Consider the following 12,169-nt stretch of genomic DNA (forward strand, 5'->3'; position numbering starts at 1 on the left):
GTAATCCCAAAAATAGGTTTTTTTTTATTAATTATAAGCCAAAAAATGAATTTTTAAGCCTTTTACCTGCTTGTATAAAAGTTCATTTATTTAGAAAGATATAAAAAGCCATCTTGTTTTTTTGGAATAAGTTTCCCATCAGAATCGGTTGTGGAATACTGAATGAGGTAGAAATAAGTACCTGTTGGCAAATCATCAGATTTGTTTATGGTTGACCTTCCTCGGGACTTTCCATCAAAATAATTAGTGGTATTATTGTAATTTGTTGTTTCAAAAACTAATATTCCCCAACGGTTAAAAATTTGAACGTTATTTTCTGGATAACAGCCTATTTCGTCAATATTATCAATAATAAACAAATCATTTTTATGGTCACCATTAGGTGAAATCGCATTATGAGGCACTAAATCAGCACAGATTGGTGGAGCAGGTAAAACTTTACAATCATCATTAATTTCCATATTGATAATATAGATTTGGTTATAATTTTCATTAGAAATTGTATACTCAAACACATACGTTCTTACACTTAAACCGAGAGATGAAAATAAGGATCCTTCTAAAGAATTAGAAGTGCTTTTATCCCTCCACGTACCATTAGTCGGTGTATTATTTGGAAGAAGCGTTAACAAATCCAATACGGTGCTATCGTCGTTACAAGCCTTTAGAGAAATTGTTTGGGTTTGATTGTCAATTACGGTGATAGTCACTGTTGCTTGGTCGCAGTTGCCATTATCGGATTTTTCGCAAATTTGATAGGTTATAATATAAATTCCCGGTGGAGTTTCTGGAGCTACATCAACAGTTCCATTTGGATTTACTTTAATACCGTTAATAGGTGCTGAAAGTACAGTTAAATCCACAGTCGTAGAAAGAACTAGTTGACCATTTAGCGTATCATTATTAAAAATATTACTAATATTTGTTCCTCCTAATAAACTGCTAACTGGCGAGGGTTTGTCGTTTACGGCATCAATTGCAAAAGTTGGACGAGCTGTACACATCGGATCGGATGGAGGATAATTAACTACTACTGTTTGTTCTGGATTTACCGAAAATACTAGGGTAGCAGTAGGTCGTAAACCTTCAAAACCATCTGCAGTTTGAACCCATTGATCATCTTGTTTAACCCATCCAGGCCAATCCATTCCTTTTCCGGTAGAATCAACTACCGCACCCGGCCACAATATGCGACCACTTAAAGAAAGGTTAGTCATAGTGCTAATGGTCTTATTAGATGCATCTTTCCAAGTAATTGTTACGCCTTCTGTTGAAGTAAAATTTGTTGGTGTTACAGTATATTCTAAATAAGGAACATCATTTACGCAAATTCCGTTGGCTATAACATCCATTTTAGGAGCTTCAATAGTTACGGTTACTGTAGCGGTAGCACAAATGGAGTTGTCATTTAAATCACAAATTTGATAAACCAAAGTCTGAATCCCTTTTGGTGCATTTGCTAAAATAGCGATACTTCCATCTGGATTTAATTGTAAAAAAGGATTTGGCGTTAGGGTTGTTAACGTAATATTGGATAAAGTAGCAGGTACATCGTTCCACTTGTCATTTGTCAATACGTTAATTACATTGGGAGTAATTTTATTGATCCCGACCCAAGTACCAGCATTATCATCGATGGCGATAACATCTGTAACGGTTTTACAACTTATACCAAAATCATTGTCTAAATGAACTAAATCTTGAGCCGATATCACAACATTATAGAAAGAGGTATTGGTGGAATTACATTCTGTATGATACGAAATTTTAGCCGATTTACCTGATATTGATTTAGTACTGCGTTTTGCAGTTGGAAGTACTTTAACCAATCCAGTAGCACCTAAAGCTTCGGAAACGCTATTGAGATTTGCATCTTGTTTTAATTCGATTTTATATGCTCCATACGGATTGGATTGTTCGGGTCTGTTTCGCCAAAATCCTTGAATTCCTACTATTACTTCATCATAATAATTATTTGGTCCTGTAATGATAATATTGACACTTTTTGCATTTCCAAAACCAGCAGCATTTAGTTCGCCAATATTTTGCGCGCCTGCATAACTTCCGTCACCATTGTAATCTATCCATTCCCAATTGCTGTAATCAATATAGCCGTTTTCATCAGGAATATTTTGAGTTACTTTCCCGTCATTGTTAGCATCATACCATTCGTCTTGAATTCCGTTGTTGTTTACATCATACCAAACAAAATCGCCTAACACTGGCAGTGCAGATTTTTCATATTCAAAATCGTGAATTTGAAAAGCACATTCTTCTAATTTAGTAAAATACAAACTGGAGTTTGCAGGATAGAGCCCTTGCGCATTATTTAAATTAGCATCTTGAACTTGCACTAAATAATCACCAGGCAGTACATTCGTAAATTGATAATTACCGTTCTGATCTGTTATTTTTAAAAGAATGTTACCTTGAGTATTTCCTTGCGGAATGAGCGTTACGGGTACATTTGCAAGTGGTAAATTGGTAGTAATATTTATTACTTTTCCAGCTATTCCTACTTTACTTAAAGGTTGAGTGATGACTACTGTTTCTGAGACGCTACAAGTCTTATTTGTATTGCCTACACTAGAAGTTGCGGTTAAAGTATACGTTCCTGCTGGTAAATTGGTGTTAGAAACTCTATCTCCTTTTTCGTTAGTAATCGCGACTGTTGTATTTTCACTTTTTGAAATAGCAATTGCACCGTCATTACCATTAAAGCAGCTTACAGGACTAGCAATTCCTTGAACAAATAATTTGTTTTCAACCGTAAAAGTTTGTTTTAATTCGGTTTTATTTCCCGAACAGTCACTTAAAGTATAAGTTCTAGTCAAAATATACGGATTGCCCAAACAACCGCTACCACCATTATTTTGGTCTGCAATTTCAATATTCACATTTCCATCACAATTGTCGGTTGCATCAGTAATCGCATGTACACATGGAGTTGGAATTTGATTTATACTTGTCAAATTTGCAATGCTTTCTGGAGCAGTTCCAGTTGGAGCAGTAGTATCTTTTACTAGTATTGTTTGGGTAAAACAAGAGGTATTTCCTGAGCAATCTGATGCCTTCCAAGTGCGCGTTAAAGTATAATTACTGCTACAACTATTATCCACAAGAGTTTTCATTTCTTTAAAATCTACCGTTACATTCGTATTACAATCGTCTTTTGCCAATACATTCGCGGGACTAGGAATAGCATCGCAGGAAACGATAATGTCCGTTGGCAATGAATCGGTATCAAATTTTGGTGCAGTAGTATCTTCGATGGTTATAATTTGAGTGAAAACTTCCGAAGTTTTTCCGCATGCATCGATTGCTATCCAAGTATTGGTGATGGTTCCTGAATTGGCGCAATTTGTTGCTGTTATAAATTTGCCACATGTTTTTTGAATGGTAATAGCATTTTCTGAACAATCATCAACAGCCTTTGGAGCTACATCTTGTGCTTCAGTTAATGCATTTGTATCGCAACATTTGATGGTTTTATCTAAAGAATGAAGAGTGGTTGACCAAATTGGCGCTGTAGTATCTTCCACATGAATGGTTTGACAAACAGGTAATGATTCATTTCCACAATTATCTATAGCAGTCCATGTTCGGGTTATGGAATACGAGTTGGCGCAATTAGCTGGTATGGTTTTTTCAACATAATTTAAGGAAACGATAGTGCCCTTTTCATCAGTTGCAGTGGCTGTTGTAAAATGGGGTACATCCTTACAAGAAATAGTGATCGGAGCTGGTAAAGGCGAAATAACAGGCTTAGTATTATCTCCATCTAGAATAATGATTTCTTGTTTAATATTGCAAGCATTTTCATCGGTAATGGTTACGGTATAGGTTCCAGATTTTAGATTGCTAGCGGTACAAGCCGATCCGCCTGAAGGAAACCAATTGTAAGTATAATGTCCTGTTCCACCTTTAGGAGCAACAGTTGCTGAGCCATCGCTACCGTTAAAACAACTCACATTCTGCTGCGTAAAAGTTGTGGTAAGCGGTTCGCTTGGCTGGCATATCATAAACGATTTTGTGCTACAACAACCTTTACTGTCTGTAACCCTTACTTCATAATTTCCAGCTGCTAAATTTGAAATATCTTGTGCGCTGGCATTAAATGGTAAATTGTCTTTCGTCCAACTATACGTGTAAGGAGCTGTTCCGCTGCATACTTCAATATCAATATTACCTGTATTACTGCTATGGCAAAGTAGGTCGTTTTTTTTAATCAATTCGATAGTGGGAGCCGAATTGACTAGTACTTTGATTGGTACTTTTGATCCTAAAAAAGCACTCGATGGCCCTTCGGCAACATAATAGGTTTTTTCTCCTACTTCATTCGTTTGTGGTGTAATGCTAGTTTGTGGAACTCCGTTTAAAGAATCAAAGTAAAATAATTTCGAATTGTTTGAGACATTTGAAAGCGAGGCCGATAAGGGAGACGCTACTTCATTTAAACAATACTCCATATTGCAAGCGGTAGGTTTAGCATCTGCTCTGTAACCAAACCATACCTTTTTATTGGGTTCGGTTGCAGTTGGCATAATATTAAGATTTCCTAAATCCCAATACAATTGATAGTTTTTATTGTTATAACTATAGGTTGGATCTGGAATTACTTGGTAAGTCTGATTGATATTTAACGCGGTTGAATTAGTATAAGTAAAGTAAAAACTGTTTCCCGGAATTAATTTTACCGCATTTTCTTGAGAAACCACTGTGCCGGCACTATTTATTGGTTCGCCGTTTTGGTTAACGGTATAATAAATTATTTCGATGGAACCTTTACCGCCACTTACTTTAGGAATGGTAAAATCATCGGGAGTTTGTTGGCGCGCATGTGTATTTCCGTTAACATCAGTATAATCCATGTAGGTTTGTTCGTTCGCATCGTATAAAACGGTAGGATTCACATTTGGAGACATGGTAACTGGATAGTACATTTTATCGCCTAATTCGGAAACCGTACCAATATGCCATGTAATTTTCCATTTAACCAAATTGCTATTGCCGCTAGTTGGGTCTTTGGGATCATTTAAAACGAAACCGTTTGGTGTAAAAGTTACACTTCCTTTTGAAATCACAACATTGCCGCTGGTATCAGGTAAAACGGAATACGAAGGAGTAGAACCGCTTTCTAAAACAATGTAAGTACTCATCGGATCTGTAAAAACTGCATTAGTTGCCGCATACGCAATATTAGATCGAATTTGCGAATAAACACTTTCGATATTGGTTTCAGTCGCAGGAAAATAGCCTTTATTTTGGGATCCTTTTAATATTTTTTCGGCATTTTCTCCAGCGGCAACCTGGAAACCAATTGTATACACGCCAACGCCTTCATTTTGTAAAAGATTTGCTTCGTATTGGGTAGGAATTCCATGGTTTCCCGCTACAAAAGTTTTATTACCGTTACAATTCAAAGTTTTTGAAAATAAAGTATGATTATAATCATTTGCATTTCCTACAACTTGGCTATAATCACTTTGGGTTATTTGTAAATGAATATTTTCAAAATCACTTTTTAATATATTAAAACCGCTTTTATTTCCGCAATTTAAATCAAAGTCAGTTTTAACAGTTGATGCGTAACTATATGTAGGGTCACCATCAGATAGTAAGATAGCGGTTTTGTTTGTTGCATTACTACTTTGCAATAAAATGCGAGCAGCATGAAAACCACCTTGTAAATTTGTTCCTCCACGAGCCAAAATACCATCAATAGCACTATGTAAAGAATTAGAATTAGTGGTAAAATTTTGAATTAAATCAGGAGAGCCTGCTGTGAGTTTAGAGTTTATGGTAACAATTGCTACTCGAATTTCAGATGAATTATTCAGAAGTTGGGTTACAAAGGTTTTTGCGGCATTTTTTGTACTTTCTATCTTGGTTCCCGACATACTACCCGAATTATCAATGATTAAAACTACATCAGTTGTTTTCGGGATATTTTTTCCTTGTACTAAAATATTAATTTTCCATTTGTCTAAATCAGATGTAGCTTCGGCCGTTTTTTCAATATGAACAGCACCTGGATTCGGCCATTCCAAATTTGTATTTTGTGTTTTAGCAGTAATCGAATTAGTCATAGTGCTTGCCATTTTTGAAGTAGCTGTAGTAATGCTAAACGGAATTACTTTTCCAATTTCAACAGTTCCACCAACACGATCGGGGTCATTTTGAGCAAAAAGACTTCCAAAACAAACAAAGAAAACAAGTAAATGAAGGGTAGTTTTTGAAAGCATACGCATAACTTTTTTAATTATTGAGGTATTTTAAATTGTAATTGTATTGTTTGGAGCTATTTTTTTAAGTTGTTTTTAATTTTAATAACCTAAAAAAGGACAGTATAGATCCAAAATTTGTCACAAAGGAGTAGGTGGCTTTCATTAAACTTATTTTGGGGAAATAAGGAAGTTGTTAATGAAATTTATTTCAATTGAAAGACATTCAAATGTATAGGGAGAATTTTAAAATTGCCGATTTTGTTCTACAACTAACCTGAAAAATCGTTAAAATGCTATTTTTATGTTAAAATTCATCATTCAAGGAGATTAATTTGTTTGATTTTGATGCATTGTTCTTAAAAAAATGAATTAACAATAACCCATTTTTAAAATTGATTTGTTTTTTTAAATATTTGATATTCAAATTGTTAAAATGTAAATTATTCAAATATTATAGCTTTCGACCAAGTGCAAAAATCTTAGATAAACTACATTATTGTTTTTAAATATCATCTTCATACGTTATAAAATTCAATTTTAAAAATGGCCGTTTTTTACAGTAACTGGATTTTAAAAAAGCATTTTTCATCTCAATTTTGTCTTAAAAAAAATGTTTCTAAACTTTTCTTTTGTAAATTAGACTATAACAATTTTTGTATTAATAATCTTTAGATAATGTAGTTTCCTATGAAAAATTTAATTTTAATACGTCATGCTAAATCCAGTTGGGAAGCTCCTTTGCAGGATTTTGATAGACCCTTACAAATGAAAGGAATAGTTAATGCTCATATGGTTTCTGCCGCTGTAAGCGAATTTTTACCAAAAACATACATTATTTGGAGTAGTCCCGCAGCTAGGGCAAAAGAAACAGCTTTTATTTTCGCTCAAAATATGTCCTATCCGCTCGAAAGCATTGTTTTTAAAAATGAATTGTACACTTTTGATCGTAAGGAATTGGAAAATGTAATCAAATCGTGTGATAATGATTTTGATAGTGTTATTCTTTTCGGACATAACGAGGCTATTACGAATTTTGTTAATAAATTTGGAGATGTTTTCATAGAAAATGTTCCGACTTCGGGTTTTGTTTCCTTACAATTTGAAGCCTCAAGTTGGGATGAAATTAAAAAAGGAAAAACCCATAAAGTACTGTTTCCTAAAGATTTAAAAAAAGTATAGTGTACGAACAAAGATATATAGATAGAGAAAAAAGCTGGTTGTCGTTTAATGCAAGAGTTTTGCAAGAAGCAGCAGATGAATCGGTTCCTTTACTCGAAAGATTGCGTTTTTTAGGAATTTTTTCCAATAATTTAGATGAATTTTTCAGAGTACGTTTTGCCGCAATTCGCAGGTTGAGTTTGTCTGGAATTTCGGGAGAAAAATATTTAGGGGGCATTTCGGCTACCGATTTAATCAAAGAAATTACCGAAATTGTAATCCAACAACAATCGGAAAGTTTACGAATATTAAGTAACATCGAAAATGAACTCGAAAAGCAAAACATTTTTATTATCAATGAAAATGACATTACTAACGAACAAGAAGATTTTTTAAAAGACTTTTTTATTCAAAAATTAAGTCCCGAATTGGTGACGATAATTTTGAATGATTTGGCCGAATTTCCCGTGCTTAAAGATACAGTGGGATATTTAGCTGTTCGTTTGCAAATAAAAGATTCCGATCAAGTTCGGTATGCGGTTATCGAAATTCCGATGACCATCAACCGTTTTGTGGTTTTGCCTTCCAATAACGAAAAACAGTATGTAATTTTAATTGATGATGTTATCCGTCATAATTTGGGCGGTATCTTCAATATTTTTGATTACGAAAATGTATCGGCGCACATGATCAAAATTACACGAGATGCCCAATTGGAAATCGATAGTGATTTGAGTAAAAGTATGCTCGAAAAAATTTCAACGAGTGTTAAAGACAGACGAATTGGAGAACCAGTACGTTTTATTTACGATCAGTTAATAGAAGAAGATACGCTACAGTTTTTCTTAGAAAAAATGAAAATTGTATCTTCCGATAGTATAATTCCGGGTGGAAGATATCACAACAGAAGGGATTATATGAATTTCCCAAATTTAGGAAGATTCGATTTGCTTTATAAAACCAACGTGCCTTTACCTATTCCAGGTTTGAGTTTAGAAGGAAGTATCTTAGAACGAATCGGTAAAAGGGATTATTTGCTTAATGCACCGTATCAATCTTTTTCGTATTTAACCAAATTTTTAAGAGAAGCTGCACTCGATCCAAAAGTAATTTCAATAAAAATCACATTGTACCGTTTGGCTAAGAATTCGCAGATTATTTCTTCGTTAATTAATGCAGCTAAAAACGGTAAAAAAGTAACCGTTCAAATAGAGTTACAAGCCCGTTTTGATGAAGCCTCTAATATCATGTATGCCGAACAAATGCAGACCGAAGGTATAAATTTGATTTTTGGAATTAAAGGACTAAAAGTGCACAGTAAAATTTGTGTGATCGAACGTTTGGAGGATCAAAAAATAAAAAGATACGGTTTTATTTCAACAGGAAATTTTAACGAATCTACGGCTAAAGTCTATACCGATGTGACTCTTTTTACCAGTCATCAGCAAATTTTAAAGGATATTGCTAAGATTTTTGAGTTTTTTGATATCAACTATCGTGTACATCGTTACAAACATTTGATTGTTTCACCGCATTATACCCGCTCAAAATTCATCAAACTTATAGATCGTGAAATTTTACACGCTTTGGCTGGAAGGAAAACACATATAAAACTGAAAATGAATAGTTTGTCTGATTTTAAAATGATAGATAAATTATACGAAGCCAGTAATGCAGGTGTTAAAATTCAGTTGCAAGTGCGCGGAATTTGTTCATTAATTCCTGGTATTCCTGGTATGAGCGAAAATATTCAAGCTATTAGTATTGTTGATAATTATTTGGAGCATTCTAGAGTTTATATTTTTGGAAATGCCGGATTAACTGAGGTTTACATTTCTTCAGCCGATTTCATGACCCGAAATTTAGATGGTAGAGTAGAAGTAACCTGCCCGATTTACGATCAATCCATCAAAAACGAATTGATTGATAATTTTGATATTGCTTGGAAAGGAAACGTAAAAGTGCGTTATCATTCGTATAAACTAGATAATAAATACAAAGTTCGTAACCATCATCCTATTTTTAGAGCCCAATTAGAAACGTACAAATACTACCAAAACAAAGTTGAGGTAATTGAGGAAATTCTTTAATTTAATTTCTTCATAAAACTCTTTTACATCATATATGAGCATGATTAAAATGAAAAAATATGCAGCAATTGATATTGGCTCGAATGCCATGCGATTGCTCATTACCAATATTGTGGAACAAGAAGGAAAAGATCCTCAATTTAATAAAAGTTCCCTTGTGCGTGTTCCCATTCGTTTGGGTCAAGATGCTTTTACGGTTGGTGAAATTTCTCCCGAGAATATCGATAGGATGACCGACGCCATGAAAGCATTTAATTTACTGATGAAGGTTCATAAAGTAGAACGGTATATGGCCTTTGCCACTTCGGCAATGCGAGAAGCTTATAATGGGAAAGAAGTTGTAGCACATATTAAGAAAAAAGCTGATGTAAAAATTGAAATAATTGATGGTAAAAAAGAAGCCGCCATTATTGCTTCAACCGATTTACATCACCTGCTAAAAACAGATCAAACTTATCTTTTTGTAGATGTTGGAGGAGGAAGTACCGAATTTACGTTATTTTCAAACGGTAGAATGATTAATTCCAGATCTTTTAAAGCAGGTACGGTTCGTTTGTTGAACAATATGGTTTGTGATGTTGTGTGGAGCGAAATTGAAAAATGGATTAAAACCAATACCGAAGATTATGAAGAAGTAACCTTGATTGGTTCGGGTGGAAATATCAATAAATTATTCAAAATGTCGGGTAAACCTCAGGAAAAACCGCTTTCGTATATTTATATTAATTCGCAATATGCGTTTTTGAATTCTTTGACATACGAACAACGAATTTCGGAATTGAGCCTGAATCCCGATCGTGCCGATGTAATTATCCCTGCAACCCGAATTTACTTAAATGCTATGAAGTGGAGTGGTGCCCGTCAAATTTATGTTCCGAAAATTGGACTTTCGGACGGAATTGTAAAAGCGATGTATTTTGGTAAAATCTAAAACTGTTTGACTTTTTAAGAATGTAAATCCAATCCAAATGTAGCACGTAACAGTTCTATGTTTGGATTTATTTCTAATAAACGATTGTAACGGTCTTGGTCATTAAAACTGCGTTTGGCCTCAAAACTTTCGTTAACAATGATTTCAATAGTGATATCGTGATTGTGCAAATGCCCTCTTAAATGTCCTAATAATCCATGTAATTGACTTTCAAAATCGATTTTAGAACCTTCGTTTGGTAGTTCTAAAGTAATCTTCGTACCATCTAACTTTGGATCATTTATTAAAAGTAATGATTCCATTATTTTTTGCCCTTTTTCTCCCAAACGTTGTGCATATTTATTCCACTGCAATAACATTTCGGTTTCGGTAAAGGCTTCTGTGGGCAATACCGTTGTGGGCTTGCTATAGTTTTTGCTGCTTTCTTCTAATACTTTTTTAGCTCGAATACTAGAAAGCGATAAGGCCGAAATTTTAGGAGCGTTATCTTCTTTTTGAGGACTTTCTGGTTTTTGAGGATTGACTTTGCTGGACTCTTCGGATTCAGAAACTATTGTTTTTGGTTCCAAATCTGGAGCTTGCGTTTTTTTATCCTCTATTATAGAATAAGCTGTATTACGGTAATATGTAGGTGGAATTATAAAGGACTCAGCTTTTTTTTTTCTCCATCGAAAGTGATGGAGGCTAACTGCATAAGCGCTAATTCAACTAACAAACGTTGATTTTGACTTAATTTGTATTTTAAATCGCAATCATTGGCAATTTCAATTCCTTTTAAAAGGAAATCTTGTGTGCATTTTTGCGCTTGCAATCCGTACATTTTTTGCGCCTGTTCGCCTGTTTCTAAAAGCGACAATGTTATTGGGTTTTGGCAAACCAATAAATCTCTAAAATGCGAAGCCAATCCAGCTATAAAATGGTGTCCATCAAACCCTTTTGCTAAAATATCGTTATAAGCCAATAGCAAATCGGGTATTTTATTTTCTAAAATTAAATCGGTTACGGCAATGTAAGTTTCGTAGTCCAAGACGTTTAAGTTCTCCGTAACAGCTTGTCGCGTTAAATTTGTTCCACAATACGAAACAACCCTATCAAAAATAGATAGAGCATCGCGCATGGCACCATCAGCTTTTTGGGCAATAATGTGTAAAGCATCGTCTTCAAAAGCGATTCCTTGACTTTGGGCTACTTCTGCCAAATGTTCTTTAGCATCTTTTACCGTGATTCGTTTAAAATCAAAAATTTGGCAACGTGATAAAATGGTCGGGATGATTTTGTGCTTTTCGGTAGTAGCTAAAATAAAAATAGCGTGCTTAGGCGGTTCTTCTAATGTTTTCAAAAAAGCATTAAAAGCAGCCGAAGAAAGCATGTGCACCTCATCAATAATATAGACTTTATATTGTCCGGTTTGCGGAGGGATACGAACCTGATCGATTAAATTTCGAATGTCGTCGACCGAGTTGTTTGAAGCAGCATCTAATTCAAAAACATTAAAGGCAAAATCTTCGCTGGGGTCGTCGTATCCGGGTTGGTTTATTTTTCGGGCTAAAATACGAGCACAAGTGGTTTTTCCTACTCCTCTTGGTCCTGTAAACAAAAGTGCTGAGGCCAAATGGTTGTTTTCTATGGCATTTAGTAAGGTGTTGGTTATGGCCTTTTGCCCCACAACATCTTTAAATGTTTGCGGACGGTATTTGCGAGCCGACACGATAAATTGTTCCATAGATTTTTTTTAAGCGAGTAGCAAAGATAGTTTTTTATTT

The 12,169-nt window shown here is 34.6% G+C and carries 6 protein-coding genes; 3 read left to right on the forward strand and 3 right to left on the reverse strand.

Features of this window, described 5'->3' with window-relative positions; all coding sequences use genetic code 11:
* Window positions 1-86: 86 nt before the first annotated feature.
* Window positions 87-6,245: a T9SS type B sorting domain-containing protein gene (locus tag I5M07_RS09655; protein ID WP_200106232.1), complete on the reverse strand. Its 6,159-nt coding sequence runs from the start codon at window positions 6,243-6,245 to the stop codon at window positions 87-89.
* A gap of 669 nt (window positions 6,246-6,914) precedes the next feature.
* On the opposite strand from I5M07_RS09655, the gene I5M07_RS09660 reads away from it, so the two are divergent.
* Genes I5M07_RS09660 through I5M07_RS09670 form a run of 3 tightly spaced genes read left to right on the forward strand, consistent with a single transcriptional unit; the run spans window position 6,915 to window position 10,406 of the window.
* The gene (locus I5M07_RS09660; protein ID WP_200106233.1) at window positions 6,915-7,406 is read left to right on the forward strand and encodes a SixA phosphatase family protein; all 492 of its coding nucleotides are present in this window, start codon (window positions 6,915-6,917) and stop codon (window positions 7,404-7,406) included.
* On the forward strand, window positions 7,406-9,475 hold the full coding sequence (gene ppk1 / locus I5M07_RS09665; protein ID WP_200106234.1) for a polyphosphate kinase 1: 2,070 nt from the start codon (window positions 7,406-7,408) through the stop codon (window positions 9,473-9,475). The genes I5M07_RS09660 and ppk1 overlap by 1 nt, the downstream gene beginning before the upstream one ends.
* A 40-nt stretch (window positions 9,476-9,515) precedes the next feature.
* Window positions 9,516-10,406, forward strand: a complete 891-nt coding sequence (locus I5M07_RS09670; protein ID WP_200106378.1) for a Ppx/GppA phosphatase family protein — start codon at window positions 9,516-9,518, stop codon at window positions 10,404-10,406.
* A gap of 14 nt (window positions 10,407-10,420) precedes the next feature.
* Here the strand turns inward: I5M07_RS09670 and I5M07_RS15990 are convergent, their stop codons facing one another.
* Both I5M07_RS15990 and dnaX read right to left on the reverse strand, forming a co-directional pair.
* Window positions 10,421-10,975, reverse strand: coding sequence for a DNA polymerase III subunit gamma/tau (locus I5M07_RS15990; protein ID WP_233622011.1), 555 nt, complete (start codon window positions 10,973-10,975; stop codon window positions 10,421-10,423).
* Window positions 10,976-11,043: 68 nt separating this feature from the next.
* Window positions 11,044-12,129 (reverse strand): DNA polymerase III subunit gamma/tau, encoded by a 1,086-nt coding sequence (gene dnaX, locus I5M07_RS09680; protein WP_200106235.1) that lies wholly within the window; start codon window positions 12,127-12,129, stop codon window positions 11,044-11,046.
* Window positions 12,130-12,169 lie beyond the last annotated feature (40 nt).

Source organism: Flavobacterium agrisoli (assembly GCF_016522065.1).
GTDB lineage: Bacteria > Bacteroidota > Bacteroidia > Flavobacteriales > Flavobacteriaceae > Flavobacterium > Flavobacterium agrisoli.

Coding starts and splice junctions, on each gene's coding strand:
- I5M07_RS09655 (WP_200106232.1), bottom strand. CDS start 6,245: ATGCTTTCAAAAACTACCCTTCATTTACTTGTTTTCTTTGTTTGTTTT.
- I5M07_RS09660 (WP_200106233.1), top strand. CDS start 6,915: ATGAAAAATTTAATTTTAATACGTCATGCTAAATCCAGTTGGGAAGCT.
- I5M07_RS09670 (WP_200106378.1), top strand. CDS start 9,516: ATGATTAAAATGAAAAAATATGCAGCAATTGATATTGGCTCGAATGCC.
- dnaX (WP_200106235.1), bottom strand. CDS start 12,129: ATGGAACAATTTATCGTGTCGGCTCGCAAATACCGTCCGCAAACATTT.